Source organism: Vibrio sp. Vb0349, from assembly GCF_033338975.1.
Genome location: NZ_JAWOTS010000005.1, coordinates 21,480 through 39,686 on the forward strand (window position 1 = coordinate 21,480; position 18,207 = coordinate 39,686).

General features: G+C 44.3%; 14 protein-coding genes. 5 read left to right on the plus strand and 9 right to left on the minus strand.

Annotated features, from left to right (window positions below; translation table 11 throughout):
• Positions 1-111: 111 nt before the first annotated feature.
• Complete coding sequence (locus R7Q47_RS07870) at positions 112-1,107, plus strand: porin (RefSeq protein WP_017635534.1); 996 nt, start codon at positions 112-114, stop codon at positions 1,105-1,107.
• A 218-nt stretch (positions 1,108-1,325) separates the two neighbouring features.
• Here the strand turns inward: R7Q47_RS07870 and R7Q47_RS07875 are convergent, their stop codons facing one another.
• The 4 genes from R7Q47_RS07875 to speA all read right to left on the minus strand — a co-directional run bounded on the left by R7Q47_RS07875 (position 1,326) and on the right by speA (position 8,249).
• Positions 1,326-3,491 (minus strand): S9 family peptidase, encoded by a 2,166-nt coding sequence (locus R7Q47_RS07875; RefSeq protein WP_262627262.1) that lies wholly within the window; start codon positions 3,489-3,491, stop codon positions 1,326-1,328.
• A gap of 311 nt (positions 3,492-3,802) precedes the next feature.
• Positions 3,803-5,008, minus strand: a complete 1,206-nt coding sequence (emrD, locus tag R7Q47_RS07880) for a multidrug efflux MFS transporter EmrD (protein WP_005374234.1) — start codon at positions 5,006-5,008, stop codon at positions 3,803-3,805.
• 408 nt (positions 5,009-5,416) lie between these two features.
• Positions 5,417-6,337, minus strand: coding sequence for an agmatinase (gene speB / locus R7Q47_RS07885; RefSeq protein WP_005374233.1), 921 nt, complete (start codon positions 6,335-6,337; stop codon positions 5,417-5,419).
• A 1-nt stretch (position 6,338) separates the two neighbouring features.
• Complete coding sequence (speA, locus tag R7Q47_RS07890) at positions 6,339-8,249, minus strand: arginine decarboxylase (RefSeq protein WP_411912870.1); 1,911 nt, start codon at positions 8,247-8,249, stop codon at positions 6,339-6,341.
• Positions 8,250-8,572: 323 nt separating this feature from the next.
• Between speA and R7Q47_RS07895 the strand changes: the two genes are divergently transcribed.
• The gene (locus tag R7Q47_RS07895; protein ID WP_064354549.1) at positions 8,573-9,298 is read left to right on the plus strand and encodes an MBL fold metallo-hydrolase; all 726 of its coding nucleotides are present in this window, start codon (positions 8,573-8,575) and stop codon (positions 9,296-9,298) included.
• Between the two features lie 66 nt (positions 9,299-9,364).
• Here R7Q47_RS07895 and R7Q47_RS07900 read toward each other — a convergent pair whose 3' ends face one another.
• The 3 genes from R7Q47_RS07900 to R7Q47_RS07910 all read right to left on the minus strand — a co-directional run bounded on the left by R7Q47_RS07900 (position 9,365) and on the right by R7Q47_RS07910 (position 11,708).
• Entirely contained in the window at positions 9,365-9,793 is a 429-nt protein-coding gene (locus R7Q47_RS07900; RefSeq protein ID WP_005384193.1) for an ATP-dependent zinc protease, read from the minus strand.
• A gap of 65 nt (positions 9,794-9,858) precedes the next feature.
• Entirely contained in the window at positions 9,859-10,764 is a 906-nt protein-coding gene (rimK, locus tag R7Q47_RS07905; protein WP_005374224.1) for a 30S ribosomal protein S6--L-glutamate ligase, read from the minus strand.
• A gap of 329 nt (positions 10,765-11,093) precedes the next feature.
• Positions 11,094-11,708, minus strand: a complete 615-nt coding sequence (locus R7Q47_RS07910; RefSeq protein WP_137282875.1) for a TetR/AcrR family transcriptional regulator — start codon at positions 11,706-11,708, stop codon at positions 11,094-11,096.
• A 155-nt stretch (positions 11,709-11,863) separates the two neighbouring features.
• Here R7Q47_RS07910 and R7Q47_RS07915 point away from each other — a divergent pair, with 155 nt between their 5' ends.
• Both R7Q47_RS07915 and R7Q47_RS07920 read left to right on the plus strand, forming a co-directional pair.
• Positions 11,864-12,877, plus strand: a complete 1,014-nt coding sequence (locus R7Q47_RS07915) for an MBL fold metallo-hydrolase (RefSeq protein ID WP_248486568.1) — start codon at positions 11,864-11,866, stop codon at positions 12,875-12,877.
• Positions 12,878-12,959: 82 nt separating this feature from the next.
• A complete protein-coding gene (locus tag R7Q47_RS07920; protein WP_213893598.1) occupies positions 12,960-13,304 on the plus strand; it encodes a DUF5329 family protein in 345 nt (114 codons plus the stop codon).
• Here the strand turns inward: R7Q47_RS07920 and R7Q47_RS07925 are convergent.
• Positions 13,272-14,171, minus strand: coding sequence for a LysR family transcriptional regulator (locus R7Q47_RS07925; protein WP_017635526.1), 900 nt, complete (start codon positions 14,169-14,171; stop codon positions 13,272-13,274). The genes R7Q47_RS07920 and R7Q47_RS07925 overlap by 33 nt on opposite strands.
• A gap of 1,336 nt (positions 14,172-15,507) precedes the next feature.
• The gene (locus tag R7Q47_RS07930; protein WP_318088888.1) at positions 15,508-15,846 is read right to left on the minus strand and encodes a YggL family protein; all 339 of its coding nucleotides are present in this window, start codon (positions 15,844-15,846) and stop codon (positions 15,508-15,510) included.
• Between the two features lie 266 nt (positions 15,847-16,112).
• On the opposite strand from R7Q47_RS07930, the gene R7Q47_RS07935 reads away from it, so the two are divergent.
• Positions 16,113-18,149: a PhoX family protein gene (locus tag R7Q47_RS07935; RefSeq protein WP_248486024.1), complete on the plus strand. Its 2,037-nt coding sequence runs from the start codon at positions 16,113-16,115 to the stop codon at positions 18,147-18,149.
• Positions 18,150-18,207: the final 58 nt, after the last annotated feature.

Sequence of the window (18,207 nt, forward strand, 5' to 3'; positions counted from 1 at the left end):
TGTTTGTTTCATTTCTATTTCATTACTACTTTGTTATGTGTTCGTTGCGATTGATTCGGATTTAATCTGTTTCTAAGCGAACCGGTACAAACAACTATACGGATGTTAACAATGAAAATGAAAACTCTAGCCGTTGCAGTGGCGGCACTAGCATGTGGTTCACAGGCCTTCGCAGCAGAAGTTTACAACAGCGATGGTACATCTTTATCGATCGGCGGTCACGTTTCAGTTGGCGTGGGTGAGTATTTCGAAGAAGATGTAAAAGTTCACCAAGTGTCTCCACGTATTAACGTTGCGGGTAAGAAAGACATTGGCAACGGTATTACTATCGACGCTAAAGGTGAATGGGCGCTTAACTACCTAAACGGTGGCGAGCAATCGTTCAAAACTCGTCTAGGTTACATCGGTGCTACTCATGAGCAGTTTGGCCGTTTAGTAGCAGGTACTCAATGGTCACCTTACTACGATGTCGCTGGCGTTGCGGATCTACCAATCGCGTTTGCGAACGACTTTTTGTACGACAACCACGGCAACCTAGGCTCAGCTCGTGCTGATAAAATGCTTAGCTACCGTAAAGGTTTTGAATTTGGTGAAGGTTTTGCTTTCAACCTAGGTCTAGGTTGGCAAGGTGAGCAAACTTCAGATGCAACAACATACGAGCAACGTGGTCAAGTTGCATTGAGCGGTTCTGTAGCTGGCTTTGGTCTAGGCTACGTATACAGCGGTGGTGATGTTAAAAACGCGACTCTAGGTACTAAGAACGCTGAATCACACCTATTCTCTGTAAACTACGGTCAGTACGGTTCAGGTCTATACGCAGCAGTAGTATACGGTATGAACGAGTACTTCTACCAAATGCGTAAAGACACTTCTCAACTTGAAGCTCTTTTGGCATACGGCGTAAACGATTGGACATTCAGCGTTAACTACGAAGGCGTAGAAGACGAAGAAGACAATAAGACAGTTTCAAGCGAAACTGCGCTACAAGCAGAGTACGCTGTAACTCCTGCTTTCGTAACGTTTGCAGCTTACCAGTTTGATCTAGGTAACGACTACAACAATGAAGAGAACGACTACTGGACTCTAGGTGCTCGTTACTACTTCTAATAAATAGGCCAGTTTCTACTGCCTAAACACATTTATTGTGTTAACGCCTACTCGTTGTGAGTAGGCGTTTTTCTTTCTGCTATCCTTTGGCTATAAGAGACGCTAGTCATTCTGTGCTTAGGTAACCCCACTCTTTGTTTAGAGAGTGCGTCTATAAAAAATGCCCGCAACTTGCGGGCATTTTTGTTGTTAGAAGAGATGCAGTTCTATTAATACGCTTATTTTTTATCGAGTAAATCGAGGAAGAAGGCATACTCTAGCGCATCTTCTTTTAAGCGTTTAAATCGACCAGATGCGCCGCCGTGTCCGGCTTCCATATCGGTTTTGAACAACAAGACGTTATCGTCTGTCTTCATTTCACGAAGTTTGGCGACCCACTTCATTGGTTCAAAGTACTGTACTTGAGAGTCGTGCAAGCCAGTCGTTACCAACATGTTCGGGTAGTTTTGCGCCTTGATGTTGTCGTAAGGCGAGTAACTCAACATATAGTCATAGTATGTTTTGTTATTTGGGTTACCCCATTCATCATACTCATTGGTGGTCAATGGAATCGATTCATCGAGCATGGTGGTTACCACGTCCACAAACGGAACATGTGCACCGATACCGCGGTACAGTTCTGGTGCTTGGTTGATGATAGCCCCCATTAAGAGACCTCCTGCAGAGCCACCAACAGCGAAGACTTTATCTTTCGCGCCGTAGCCTTGTTCAACCAAACCTTTAGTCACATCAATAAAGTCGTTGAATGTGTTTTGCTTGGTTAGTTTTTTACCGTCTTCATACCAAGGGCGGCCAAGCATTTCAGATCCACGAATATGAGCAATGGCGTAAACAAAGCCGCGATCCAATAGACTCAAACGTGTCGAGCGGAAAGTTGGCTCAATGGTTGCGCCATAAGATCCATAACCATATTGGTAGAGTGGATTCGTACCATCTTTCTTAAATAAGTCTTTACGATACACCAAAGAAACGGGTACTTCTTTACCGTCACGGGCTGTGACCATGATGCGTTCTGATTGGTAATTGTCAGGATTAAAATCACCAAGTACAGGTGTTTGCTTCATGATTTCTGACCCGCCCGTTTTTAGATCGAAATCGTAGTAGGTTCCTGGAGTGGTTAAACTGCTGTAATAAATACGAACTTTCTCGTTATCCAGCTCTAGGTTACCTGTCAAATAGGCAGCAAACGCATCGTCATTAAATGTGAGGGGGAATTCTTTTCCTGTTGAAAGCTGACGTACAGTGACGCTTGCTAGGCCGTTAGAGCGCTGCTCATAGACGATGTGATCATCGAATAACTCGAAGTCGACAAGTTGAGTGTTGTCGTCTGCGGCAATCACATCTTGCCATTTAGAGCGGTCATGCATGTCATTTTGATGAACTTTCATCAAACGGAAGTTGACGGCTTGATAGTTAGTATAAATGTAGTACCAATCGCCTAGCTTAGAAATACTGTATTCAATGCCATCTTCACGAGGATAGAACGGTTTCGCCTTTGCTTTAGGGTTGTTCGCATCAATAATAGAGACCCCACTGGTTTCTGTACTCGAATGCCAGATATAAATATCTTCGCCATCTTTGCTTTTGCTTAGTGAGGTGTAATAGGCGCTGTCGGTTTCCTCAAAAATCAGCTCATCGCTGCTTTGTGGTGTGCCCAATACATGACGATAAACTTGGTAGCCCAATAAGGTCTGTGGATCTTTTTTGATGTAGTAAAAGGCGTTGTTATCGTTCTGCCATGCGACAGCGCTTGAGGCCCCTTCGATTTCATCTTGTAGGTAATTGCCTGTTGTCAGGTCTTTGATCTTAAGGGTGTACACGCGGCGGCTTAATGTATCTTCGCCATACGCCAATAAGTTTTCATTCGGACTAACGTATAGGCCGCCGATACTGAAAAATTCATGTTCTTTTGCTAGTTCATTGACATCTAAAATGATTTGTTTGTCTTTGCCTGCAAAGTCTTTAGCTCGCAAATGGACTTCGTACTCGTTATCTCCGGTCACTTCACTTGAGTAGAAGTAGTTTCCTTTACGAACAGGTACTGAGTTGTCGTCTTTTGCGATACGCCCTTTAATTTCTTCAAATAGCGTATCTTGAAATGTTTCAGTGTGCTTTAGAACGGTTTCTGCGTACAGATTTTCTTTCTCTAGGTGCTGTAAAATTTCAGGGTCTTTACGTTCGTCGTCACGCATCCAGTAGTAGTTATCAACGCGGGTATCGCCATGAATAGTCATCGCGTGAGGGACTTTTTTCGCAACCGGAGCTTGAGTTTGTTGAGCAACGATCTGTGCTTGGGAGTATTGAGTCATGCTGGGGATTCCTTGATTGCTGCATCCGGCGACAAGCGCGACCGAGACGGCCAACGTAGTTAAAGTGAAACGCATCTGATTTTATCCTTATTGTACACCCAAGTGGCCTCATCCTGAGGGCTGGGCTTTCATTTTGTTAGTGGTTTTCAGTTGTCCATTCTTTGTTATGGGGTATACCGAAAAAGTGAGAATCCTCAATATTTCCGAGTTGGATACTCAATTTGAAGGAAGCTGAAAACACATTGTGTAAGCAGCTGTTATTTTTAACAAATATCAATTCGAAAGTTAAATCATTCTCATCGGGAAATCGATATAGTGTGATATGAAAAAAGGGACACACTTGTTGAGTGTGTCCCTTTTGGATTTTGAAAGTAAGCTGATAATGATCAGATAACTTGCGGTACTTCGTTTGAGTGATTGTGTGCTCGATTCACCCACATTAACCCAAGCATTGCAATTACCGACATTGCCATCATCAAAATGCCCAAAGGCATCTGGTTATGCGCTGGAAATAGTGACGCGAGCAAAGTTGCGACACCTGCCCCCAAGTTTTGCATGCCACCCAATGTCGCGCCTGCTGTTCCTGCATGGTATGGGAATGGCGCAATCGCTCCAGTTGTTGCTGCTGGGAAGAGAATACCCGCACCCAAAAAGTACACGGTTGCGCCTCCAACCAGCGTTAACGCCGTGGTCAAACCAAACAAGCCTGGGATGAGCACAATAGCAGAGCCCACAAAAATAGAGACCAAGCCTACGTTTAAAGCACGACGCTCAGAGCGACGTCTTGCGATGTAGCTAGATAAGCCCGCACCCACCAAGTAACCTGGGATCGGCAATATAAACAGCAAACTTACCGTTGTTGCAGGTAATTCTAATACCCCACCTAACAACACCCCAGCCGCTGCTTCGAATACACCCACACCAGCGAATGTTGCAACCAGGCAAATCAAAAAGCCTTGAAAGCGACGGTCAGACAAAACGTGTTTGTAGCTTTTGGCTACTGGTTCGAATTTGCGTTTCTCTTTTGGTAGCGTCTCCATCATGCTTGTCATCATGGTGATCACAACCGCGATAGCAAATAGCGCTAAGAACAAGTAGCTCGACCGCCATCCGAAAGCTTCTGTTAGGTAACCGCCTAATACTGGTGCCATTAATGGTGAGAAAATCACACACATGCTAATTAAGCTGTTTGCTCTGTGTAGATCAGAGCCTTCAAAGCAATCGCGAGTCAGAGTGCGTGACATCGCACCGCCGCAGCCAATACCTAAGCCTTGGATAAAGCTACCAATCAAGAACCATTCAAATTGATGTGCAAATAATGCTACCAGTGTACCCGCGATGTAGATAAGCAGCCCGACGATGATGATCGGTTTGCGTCCCAAGCGGTCCGATAGTGTGCCATACGCAAATTGCGACAAGCCATATGGGATTAGGTAACAAGCCATCACAGCTTGAAGTGATGACGCAGATACCAAAAACTCGCCCGCCATATGACCGATTGAAGGCACGTACATTGTCTGGGTCATTTGACCCACGGCAGTCAATATAGCGATTAAAAAGGTAAGTTTCGCTAATGGAAACGAAGCAGACATTTGCGTATCTCTCCAAAAAATTTAAGACGTAAAAACCCTTAGCGCTCTTTTACAGAGTGCCAACTGAATTCTTGTGTTGCGGGGGTATTTGCGCGAGATAATAGTGCTTGCTTGTATAATTAGCAATCGGAAAGTGTGAAGTTGAGCAAGATAAAAATCTATGATTTAAATTAGAAAAACTAATCCGATTTTGTTTTCAAAAAGCGGTGCATTTCTTTGTCTAATTACGTTAAATCTTTTACTTTTCGTGAATAGAATGGCCTTATAGGTAACTGGTTTTAATGGTTAAAGTGCAAAAATAAAGCGTCTGCTCGGTTGATCTGAGTTCAAGATGAAACGAGTGAATAAAAGGTAGAGGAAGGCATCAGAAAGAAAAGGGAGCCGAAGCTCCCTTAGAAATGATTATGTCTATTCGCGCTCAGATGCGTATGCGTAAAGCATTTCTAGTGCGATGGTTGCTCCCGCTAGTGCGGTAACATCACTGTGGTCGTATGGAGGCGATACTTCGACAACATCCATACCCACGATATTCATGCCGGCTAAACCACGAATAATTTTCAGCGCTTTGTCTGAGTTCAAGCCACCACAAACTGGTGTACCAGTTCCCGGTGCGAAGGCCGGGTCTAAGCAGTCGATGTCAAAAGTGACATATACTGGCTTGTCTGCGACGGTGCGACGAATTTCTTCTAGGATCTCGTTCACCGACATGTCATTCGCTTGCATCGCATTAATCACATTGAAGCCGTGATCTTGCTGTTTGTACTCCGTACGAATGCCGATTTGTATTGAGTTCTTTGCTGAGATCAAACCTTCTTTCGGCGCATGGTAGAACATCGTACCGTGGTCGTATGAACTGCCATTTGCATAGGTGTCCGTATGAGCATCAAAGTGAATCAAAGCCATTTGGCCATGATGCTTCGCATAGGCACGCAGGATAGGTAGCGTAATGAAGTGGTCACCGCCCAATCCCAACATGGTTTTACCACTTTTTAGAATTTCACTGGTTGCCGCTTCAAGGCGGTAAGTAAAATCTTCCGCATCACCGCAATCGAACACGAGATCACCTGCGTCGATCACTTTCAGTTTATCCAATACGTTGAAGCTCCAAGGGAACTTCTTACCTTCCCATGCCAAGTTGACTGAGGCACGGCGAATTGCATCTGGACCCATACGCGCACCTGGACGCCCAGATGTTGCCATGTCCAGAGGGACTCCCAACACCACAACGTCTGCGTCTGCCGATACCGGGTTACGAATGTACGGCAGACGTAAAAACGACATAGAGTTGGAGTAAAGCGAATAATCAGTTTTAGTAAACAAATCATTCATATCAGAAGTCCTCTAAATAGGTGTATCCTGCTAGACCTTGTTCTAGTTCTGCTAGGATTTGTGCTTGTTCATTGGCTTCAACTCGCTGTGAAACCAATTGTTTATAATTGTCACGAATCGCATCCACGTCGATATGAACGTAGCGCATCATGTCTTCTACACTATCACCTTCGTTGATGTAACTGATCTCAAATTGACCGTGTTCATCAACATTGACTACAGCACTGTGGGTATCACCAAATAGGTTGTGCATGTCACCAAGGATTTCTTGGTATGCGCCTACTAGGAAAAAGCCCATTAAGTACGGTTTGTCTTTGCTCCAAGCTGGTACAGGTAGCGTGCTCTCGATGCCTTGACCATCAACGTAGTGATCGATCGCGCCATCAGAGTCACATGTGATGTCCAACATCACTGCACGACGCTCTTCCGCCTCGCCCAGACCAGAAAGTGGCAGAACAGGGAACACCTGATCAATACCCCAAGCATCTGGTAGAGATTGGAAGAGAGAGAAGTTCACGAAGAACTTATCCGCAAGACGTTCGCTCAACTCGTCCAGAATCGGACGGTGGAAGCGATTCTTAGTGCTCATCTTGCGGCTTAATTCGAAGTAAATGCGCAGTGACAATTGTTCTGCCCACGCACGTTGTTCCAAGTTAAGCACGCCTGTAGCAAATTGAGAGTGCACTTCTGCCAAATCACTTTGGGTATCATTGTAAATCTCAATTAACGCACGAGCGTCTGTACCATCTTGTAAGTTTTCCCAGTTTCGCCACATGTTTTGTAGCAAAAGCGGAGCGTCATCATCAAGCTCATGTACTTCTTCCGGTAGGTACGATTCGGTACCAATTACGTTAGAAATCAATACAGCGTGGTGCGCTGTTAGCGAGCGACCCGATTCCGAAATGATCACTGGCATTGGTTGTTCGTATTGCAGACACACATCGCCCACTGTGTTGACGATATTACGTGCGTATTCTGCAAGGCCGTAGTTCATCGAATTCGATGATTGGCTGCGTGTGCCGTCATAATCCACTGCCAAGCCGCCGCCCACATCGAAGTACTCGATGTTTGCACCGAGTGCGCGTAGTTCGCAGTAGAAACGTGCAGACTCGTTCACACCATTGCGTACATCACGGATGTTTGCCATCTGTGAACCAAGGTGGAAGTGAACCAGTTGCATCGCGTCTAGGTTGCCTTCGCGTTTAAGACGTTCAATAACGCTAAGCACTTGCGATGCTGATAAACCAAACTTCGATTTTTCACCGCCACTTGCTTGCCATTTCCCTGCGCCTTGAGAGGCGAGGCGAATGCGTAAACCAAGGCGCGGTTTTACGCCCAAACTTTTCGCTTCTTCTAGTACCAGATTCAGCTCAGAAAGCTTCTCTAGTACGATGAATACCTTGTGACCCAGCTTTTCACCGATCAGTGCAAGACGCACATACTCACGGTCTTTGTAGCCATTACACACGATCACGGAGCTACCTTGTTGAGCCAATGCAAGTACCGCCAACAATTCTGGCTTGCTACCCGCTTCAAGACCAAGCTGCTTGGTTTCTAGTTGAGCTTGGCTCGCTAGAATTTCATCCACCACTTCACGTTGTTGGTTTACTTTAATTGGGTACACCAACAAGTATTTGTTTGGATATTGGTATTCTTCAATTGCTTGGTTGAATGCGTGGCAAATACCATGCACACGTTGGTGCACGATTTGCGGGAAGCGTACTAATACAGGCAGATTTAACTGCTTCGCTTCTAGCTCATTTACAATAGCGCTGAAAGGGATTTGATGTGCACGATCACTACGTGGTGATACATATACTTCGCCTTGGTCATCAATGCCGTAGAAACCTTGGCTCCAGTAGTGAACGTTGTAGTCCGCGCGGATGCGGTCTAATTTAGTTGCTTTTTCCAACTCGATTCTCACAAAAATGTACTTAACTCCTTAATTAATTAGAAGGAAAAGTACAAAAAAGCAAATCATGAGGCATTTACCTCATACCCTGACACGAACTCCGTGTGCGCGCATTAACGGATAAAAGTGCCTTTGAGTCTAATGATTAAAATCTATCATCTCGATTATGATTTGTTGTCGTCGCTACGTGTGAATATTTGTTTACCGAAGCGTCCATTCTGCTGTTATAGTTGGTCTGACCAGTAAGGGTTCGGTCATGAAGCATCTCACTAAAATAAGGACATATTTTGCAGCTGCACAGAATTCAGGGGTACATTCAGACCATGTATCTCGCCGAATATCCCGATAAATTATTGTTGCTTGATGGTGCCAGTCGAGCAGACATTCCTCATCTTAAAGACTTTATTGAACATCAACTCCATCGTCCTTTTTCTGACCTAAAGTTGGTTGTTGTGACCCACATGCATCCAGACCATGCTGGTGGTGCGCACAAACTACGTGATTTAACAGGATGTAAGCTATTGGCCGCAAAGCGAGAGAGCCAGTGGTATAGCGGTGTAGACGGTTGGCTAATGCATTTGACCGATTTAATGTTAGCACGCTGGATGGCGAATCGGATGCGTAAACCAAAGCAAAACCTGTGGTATTCCCGCAAGTTAAAGCCAGATATTGAACTTATTGATGGAGAGTTTATTCCTGGATTTGATGATTGGCAGGTGCTAGAAACGCTAGGGCATACTGATCGAGATCTGTCGGTTTATCATTCTGAACAAGATGTGCTGTATGTGGCGGATTTAATGGTGCAGGTGAAAAAGCATCTGATTGCGCCGTTTCCCATATTTCATCCGAATCAATATCGGCAATCATTAAAGCGTGTGTTTGAGATGAATCCGCAATGTTTGCTTCTGGCACATGGGGGAGAGGTGACTTTGGATGAAAAAGCGTATCAGCACATTTTGAATACAGCGCCGACTAAGCCAATGACGCACTGGCGAGTGACAAAAGTTAAAGCGAAGGGATTGTTGTTTGCGTTATTTCGTAGGAAGTAGGCGAAGATAAAGCCAGACGAGTGATGCTCAACAAAAACGTTCGATCACTCATCTGAAGCTACGGGGTTAAGATGCCAATAAGTGAGATTGGCTAGGATCAACGAGCACTTTGTCTGCCATGCCTTGACGACCTAACAACATCATGTAAGTCATTTTTTCACGGTTAGTCAACGTAATGTCGATTGGCCATTGTTGGTCGCCCATACGCAGCATCGTTGTGATCACGCAGCGGTGCTCAAAAGTACCGTTAGAAGATTTAACCTTACGGTTTGCTTTTAGTTTCGCTGTGCAGCGAACCACTTGTTCTAAATGGTATACATCTGGGTGTAGATCGAATGCAACATAAGACTGACCATCTTTTTCAAAGCAATCAATATTGTCTACATGTAATGAAGAGGTTTGAGCGCCTGTATCAATACGCGCTTCAAGGTGAGTAATCCCTAACTCTGGCAAGCAAATAGCTTCGGCATTCCCAATGATCATTTTCTGATTCATAGTGTCATCCTAGCGACGAGTAACAAGAGAGCCGGTTTTTGGCTCTCTTGTGCGTTAAACAAAAATCAACCTTTACCGCGAGTACGGTTTGAATTTGGCTTAGCGTTTTTCTCGATAAAATCGAAGATCATACCTGCAATGTTTTTACCCGTTGCTAGTTCGATGCCTTCTAGACCAGGGGAAGAGTTCACTTCCATTACCACTGGGCCATTTTTAGATTGAAGGATATCCACACCACAAAGGTTCAAGCCCATCACTTTCGCTGCATTTACAGCGGTCGCACGCTCTTCTTTGCTCAAACGCACGAGTTGTGCAGAGCCACCACGGTGAAGGTTAGAACGGAACTCGCCTTCTTTTGCTTGGCGCTTCATTGCGGCAATCACCTTATTTCCGACAACAAAACAACGGATGTCCGCGCCTTTTGCTTCTTCGATAAATTCTTGCACCATGATGTTAGCTTTCAAACCCATGAAAGCTTCAATCACGCTTTCTGCCGCTTTATTTGTTTCAGCAAGTACAACACCAATGCCTTGAGTGCCTTCTAGCAATTTAATTACTAGAGGTGCGCCACCAACGTTTTTGATCACGTCCTGAATGTTGTCAGGATGGTGAGCAAAGCCAGTGCGTGGCAAACCGATGCCTTTACGTGATAGCAGTTGCAATGAGCGCAACTTGTCACGAGAGCGGCTGATCGCGACAGATTCGTTGACACAAAATGTACCCATCATTTCAAACTGACGTACAACAGCAGTGCCGTAAAACGTAATAGATGCCCCAATACGTGGAATAACAGCATCGTATTGCGGTAATTCTTCACCCTTGTAGCGGATCTTAGGGTTGTTGCTCGTAATGTCCATATAACAGTGAAGCGTGTCGATCACATCGATTTGATGCCCACGTTCTTCACCCGCCTGTTTTAGGCGCATGGTTGAATATAAATTCTCATTACGAGAGAGAATAGCAATACGCATGGCAATTCCTTAGTAAGTCAGTACCAAATTAAAATATAAGTATAGAGCATAGAATGCAGTAGGCAGGTGATCATGTTATGACATAACCTACTTACTTCAACGATTTAGAATTGTGGTTGAACAACCACGTCGTCAGAGGTGCGCACCTTAGGGCGTTTTTTTGTGAGATGAAAACGAAAAAGCATCGTCGACACGACAAAAATATTTTATCGAACGCTCACGCCTTGCGGTATGAGACTGTCAAGGGTGAGATAAATAAAATTGAGCAAAAATTTCATCGCTTTGTCACGAATTATCGCTTAAAAAAGCGGCCAATTTGACCGCTGTTTTTAGCTGTTTTGATAGTGACTTAAAAAAAGTTCCGCCGTTTGGGTAGCTAACAGCCTAGATTCTTCATTCGACAAAGAGGGGCGAATTCCCATTAACTGCGGCCAGAATGCACTGCCTTTAAGTAAGTTGTGCAATTGAGTGCTTGCTATATGTACATCATCAATTTGCAAAGCGCCACTGTTCGATTTCTCCGTAAGCCAGCGGTACAGGGCGGTTTCCTGTTTCGACATTTGTTCTGCTTGTTCTTTGAGATCTTCCGGCTTAAATAAGAAGTGCCCAAATGCCACTTTTGCCAGCTCAATATAGTTTGGTTCCGTCACCACAATGATCTCGCTGTAGAGTAATTCAATCAATTGATCTTTGAGTGGCAGAGTGGCCAAGCGTTTAATATCGCTTTCCATTATTGACGAACGCCAAAGCTCAGTCAGCAACTCCGTCACGATCGCTTCCTTAGAAGGGAAGTGATTATAGACCGTGCGCTTAGAGACTTGTGCGATTGCAGAGAGCTTATCCATGCTGGTGTTTTGCACCCCAAACTCTTGGAACGCTTGCCTTGCCGCGCACAAGATGGCTTCTCTTTTGGTTTCGCTACGACTTTTTCTTTTTACATTCATAAGCTTGCTAAGTTAAGAAGATCATTTCTTGATCTATTTTACACTAAGTAGTTTACTTTTGATAATTAGAATGTAAACTGCACAGTGTAGTTTACTTTTGTTCGGGTTAACTTTTTATGAAAAAAACTTTGCTAGCCACAGTAGGAGCGTTCGCGATGGGTACATCAATGATTTCTTGTTCTAATGTTGATACTGAAAAAGCGCCAACATACCCGGACAAATTTGCAAATACAGAGTTGGAATACAAAAGCGGTTTGGGCGACATGTTCGAAATCATGAAAGCGTATTTTACGACTGAGCGCCTTAACCCAACACCAACGATTGAAATTCCAGTGCATGCGATCACAGCGCGGCAACTGTTAGAAGAGCAAGATGACGTCATCTATCGTCTGGGTCATTCAAGCGTATTAATGAAGCTCGATGGAAAACTGGTAATAACCGACCCTGTATTCAGTGATCGCGCGTCTCCTGTACAATGGGCAGGGCCAAAACGCTTTCACCAAACCCCCATCACGATAGAAGATTTGCCAACTATCGATGTGGTGGTGATCAGTCATGACCATTACGATCACCTAGATAAAGCTTCTATTAAAGTGCTAGGCGACAAGGTGGGCACTTTCTTGGTGCCGTTAAAAGTAGGCCAATTACTGGTGAATTGGGGTGTACCCAAAGAGAAAGTGATCGAACTAGACTGGTGGGAGTCACACTCTGTTGACGGCATTGAATATACACTAACTCCGACTCAGCATTTCTCTGGTCGAGGTTTGACAGACCGCGATACGACGCTGTGGGGCAGTTGGGTTATCAATGCACAGCAACATAAAGTGTTCTTCAGTGGTGACTCTGGTTACTTCAATGGCTTTAAAGAGATTGGCGAAAAGTACGGTCCGTTTGACTTCACTATGATCGAAACCGGCGCATACAATGAACTTTGGTCAGACATTCACATGTTCCCAGAGCAAAGCGTTCAAGCACACATTGATGTGCAGGGCAAAGTGATGATGCCAATTCACAACAGTACGTTTGATTTATCGATGCATGATTGGAATGAGCCGATGCAACGCGCGTTAGATATCAGTGAAGAGCGCGGTGTAACGTTAGTGAGCCCTGAGATTGGTCAACGCTTGGCGATTGCGGAGCCTCAGCCTGCGAAGGCATGGTGGCAATAATGGCTGAGCTAAACAGCCAAACATCAGAATAGTTAAGTCACTTATTAGTAGTTACTTGGTCAGGGATAAGGATAAAGGTGCGATGAAAGCAAAGTGGACGTTGTTACTTACATTAAGCATTCTGCCTACCTTTGCACTAGCAGGAGTAGAGCAAGATATCTCGACGTTGATAACACGAGTTGAGCAATCCTCTTGCACCTTTATCCGCAACGGCAAGTCGTACACTAATCAAGAAGCAGCAGAACACATGCGCAATAAATGGGATTACGCCAAAGATGACGTTGATTCCGTGGATGTGTTTATAAAAGAAGTTGCGTCGAAAAGTTGGTTATCTGGCAAACCATATTGGGTGGATTGCCAAGAGGAACGCATTACCAGCGAAGAGTGGCTAGCATCATTGATGCGCACCACCGATCACATCCAATAACACTTCTTTGATGGTCTGATAGCGCAGAGGTAGAGCACGACTGCGCTTACGAACCAGAAATAGCTCTTCACATACAGTGTTTTTCAGTTGAGCAATGTATAACGTGTCTTTTAATGGAAAATTGTCGACCGCACTTTGAGGCAGCACGGTGAAGCCAAGTCCTTTGCTGACAGGCAGCAAAATTTGGCTCAATTGATTTACGTAGCCGGATAATGGTAAATCGCTCATCTTAATTTCTTGGAGCTGTGGTTCTTCACATTGGTCAAAAAACAGCGTCATGTAATGCTCGGCATCAGGGTGGCTAATGACACCACAGTCATGCAAGAGTTGTGGCGTTATCTGCTTATTTTGATAATGCTTTGGCAGAACCAAGCACAACCTCTCTTTACCAATTCGCTCACTGTGAAACAGACCTTTGTTGGGAACATCAGTCACGATACCAATATCGATGTGCCCTTGCGTTATGGCGTTGAGAATAGATTGATTTGGCGCGGCTTCTAAATGTAACGATAAGCTCGGGTGCTGTTTTTGCTTCTCCAAAATGGGCCCATACAACATTAACGCCATTGCACCAGAACAAGCCAGTTTACAGTGGCCTGAAAACGCATCATCAAAACTGAGCTCTTCGAGCAGCTTCTTCTCTCTATCTTCTAACTCGAGCGCATATGCGTAGACAATCCTGCCTTGCTCGGTTAATTCGAAGCTTTTGTTTTCGCGCTTGATCAAGGCATGCTGACAACTTTGCTCTAATTTTTTGATGTGTTGGCTGACGCCAGGCTGAGTCATAAAAAGTTTTTCTGCCGTTTGCGTAAAATGACCGACTTCAATCAATGTCTTAAATGTATGTAACCAAACAGGATTAAGCATAGTGTGTGATTTTCTGAGAGCTTTGTTGGGAGACGTAAAGAAAATGATAGCACGGTGTTTTATGAAAACAGAGAAGACTTAAACGATAAAGATGAATCGCTATCAATACATTACAGACAAAATAAAACCCCGCCTGGTTTCCCAGACGGGGCTTATTCTTTTTCGCAGCAATCCAGCTACTAATAGGTGCTCCCTGCATCTATCCTTGATTGTGGCTAAGTCCTTTAACCGAGTTCCTTGTTCATCGCCTTCCTAGCGGTGTCCATTCTTGCCTATCATCCTGACGGGCGAACTCTATCCTAGAGCTTAACTACATCCTTGCTGACAACTCATCCTAAGCTATCAAATCTTCATCCTGAAGATACCCAATCCTTTAGGCTTTTTTCCTGTTCCCGCCAACATCCTGTCGACAAATTGAGTATTGATGTTTTGCTGATTTGACTCAATTAACTTTTCTAAATTATTTTTACTTATTATTTTAAGTGAATTTAAATATTACTTTTAAATCATATATTTAATGTTTTTTCTGGCATTGCTCTTAGAGGTGATTAATCTATTTGCTTACAACTCTTGTAAGAGATCTCGCACAAGTTTGGTGGTGAATGTATTAATGTGCGCTTTTTGTTCCGAGTTCTGTGGATTGAACTGGATCACAATGCGTTAAAAGGGAGACGATAAAGATGAAAGTGAATTGATCTTGAGTAGAGATTTGTTTGAAAAGAAATAAAAATTCTTGCGGTTTTTATAAACAGTATGGTAAATCTGAAATGCCCACCTTGTTAATCCTTATTAAGATTCAATGACAGTATAAGTAGGGAACTTGATTGCCATTTTTCTGTCATATCTGGTGAGTAAGTTAACCGTGTCAGATAGATAATATGCCGTTTGCCAGTAAAAACAGGCTGCAAGAAACCGGTATTTATCATTATGTTGTGAAATATGTCACGGTTAAATGATTGATTCCCTTATAGATTGAAGGGGATACGACCTTAGACAATAAGCTCCATGAGGAGCGTTACTTATATAAGATGAGGGACTTTACTATGAAAAAGACTAGAAGAGCTCAGCTACATCGTGTGCGTATTCAATACTGGAAAGACACGAAAGACGCCCCAGCTAAAAAATCATAGTTAATTATACCTAAAGGTACGAGCTGGCTGTGGAACACAGTTTCCCGTTGATTGCCAGCTCAAAAACACCACAATCACATTCACTCCGCGCAACTTCCCAAACCCCTATTTTTACTATCGCATTCTTCAAAAAATAAAAAAGCCAGTCTTAAGACCAGCTTTCTCTACCATTTACTGAGCTCTGCGTATTACAGGTTGCCCTTTAGTTACAGGTAGTTGGCGTCAACTAGTTCGCCCGCTTGCGCGCTTTTCACTTCTGGACGTGCTTCTAACCATTTAATAACTTGCGCTTTCTGTTCTTCAGTCGCACTGCCGTAACGGTCAGTAGAACATAGGAAGCCTTCAAACAGTTCTAGACCACCGCCACCTAAGCAAAGACCAAGCTCGTCAATGTAGTCGATAAAGTCATCAACGAATGCATCGTAACGGTCGAAGTCGTTAATGTCTGTTTCACAGCTGATCTCGAATCCTAGGATTGCGAACTCACCTAAGAACAGCTTTTTACGGATACGACGGCTCTTATTATCGATCTTGTCTAATTTCATGATTATCTCTCGTAGATGATTTGATTTCGTACACCTTATACCTTCTATCACACTTTAGCCCAAGTAAAATCAGAATGAAGCGATACAGTTGGTGATTATGTGACCAGAATTTAATTGCTTCGTTAGCTGTGTTGGTTGGTTTGCAGTATTGTTGAAACACAAGTTTCATATGTTTTAAGCACTTTTGTCATTTTTCTTATCCAAACTTCTTGCCGTTCAACTAATCACTTATTTATTAATTAAACTATAAGATCGGGAAAGTAAAAATGAGCAAGGAAACCTTTGACGCGACGCGTTATAACCAAAGTGAAAACAAACCATTTGAAGAAGTATTAGAAGCGAGCCTATCTCGACGCAGCATTCTGAAAGGTGGTTTAGGTATCAGTGCGATGACAGCGTTTGGTGCTTTCGGATTGGCTGGTTGTAACTCGTCTGACTCAGGGAGTACAGTAAGCAGTGGTTCGGGCGCATCTAAAGCCGTTCTTAACTTTGAATCTATCCCTGGCTCACTCACTGACGCAGTTTCAATTCCACAAGGCTACACCGCACAAGTACTAGTACCTTGGGGAACACCACTTAATGCGCAAGGCAGCGCATGGCAAAATGATGGTACCAACACCAGTACCGATCAGTTAAATGCGCTAGGCATGCACCATGACGGCATGCATTTTTTCCCATTGAACGATAGTACTACAGATGGCTTGCTATGTATTAACCACGAGTACATCGACACATCAGCACTGCATCCAAATGGTCCGACGGTTGAAAATGGCGTACGTACCATTGTAGATGAAGTGCGTAAAGAGATTAACGCGCACGGTGTGTCAGTGGTTCGCATTCAACTGGAAGACAACATGTGGAAGTTGGTTGATACCGACCCACTAAACCGTCGTTATACTGGTGCGACAGTCATGGATTTGTCTGGCCCGGTGGCCCACACATCTTTAACTGTCACTCGTTTCTCACCAGATGGCAGCCAAGCGCGTGGTACGTTAAACAACTGTGGCAACGGCTACACGCCGTGGGGCACGTACTTAACGTGTGAAGAGAACTGGCCTGGTTACTTTGTTAACGCCGGGACTCGTACAGAAGAGCAAGATCGCATTGGTGTTGATGACCAAAGCACACGCTACTTGTGGGAGACATTAGCAGGAAATGCAGAAGAGCGTCTTGATGAGTTCTCTCGCTTTAATGTGGCTCCAACAGGAGCAAGTGCGATGGATGATTACCGTAATGAAGCCAATGGTCACGGTTACATTGTCGAGATTGACCCTTACACGCAAAACTCACGTGCGAAGAAACGTACTGCGCTAGGTCGTTTCCGTCACGAGGGCTGTACTTTCGGTAAGCTTGAAGAAGGCAAACCAGTGGTATTTTATTCTGGTCACGATTCTCGCTTTGAGTACCTATACAAATTTGAATCTGCGGCAGCGTGGGATCCAGCAGATGCTAACCCTGATAACCGCTTGGCGATGGGTGACAAGTACATGGACGAAGGCACACTGTATGTGGCGCGCTTCAATGAAGACAGCACAGGTACTTGGTTACCATTAACGCTTGATAGCGTAACAACCGCTGGTGGTACATTAGCGGATCACTTTGATTCACTGGCTGAAATTATCATCAATACTGCGGGTGCGGCGGATTTAGTTGGGGCAACACCAATGGATCGACCAGAGTGGTGTACGGTTGATCCATTCACGGGTTCAGTATATTTAACATTGACGAACAATACGCGCCGTACAGATGAAACCAATCCTGCGAATCCACGTTTGAATAATAAGTTTGGTCATGTTATTCGTTGGGATGAAGGTGCTTCAGCAACTGACTTTAATTGGGATATCTTTGTGTTTGGTTCGCCAGCAAATGGTGATGCAGATACCAACCGTTCTGGCTTGAATGAGTTAAACCAGTTTGCGAGTCCAGACGGATTAGCGTTTGATGGCCGTGGTATTTTGTGGATTCAGACTGATAACGGCGCAGATGAAGTTACATCTTACACCAATGATCAAATGTTGGCTGTTGTGCCATCTAAGCTAACAGATGAGAATGGTGATCAAGCTGTGATTGGTGCGGATAATCAAGCTGAATTGAAACGCTTCTTTGTCGGACCAAATGGTTGTGAAGTAACAGGCTTTACCATCAGCCCTGATTACAAATCATTGTTTGTGAATATTCAGCACCCAGGCAACTGGCCATACAGTGAAGATGCAGCCGAAGAAACGCCTGCTGGTGTTTCTGTGCGCCCACGAGCGGCGACAGTGGTTATTCGCCGTGAAGACGGTGGAGAGATTGCAGTTTAATCTCTAAATGAATAAACACCTTAAAATTAAAGCCCTGCAATTGCAGGGCTTGATGGTT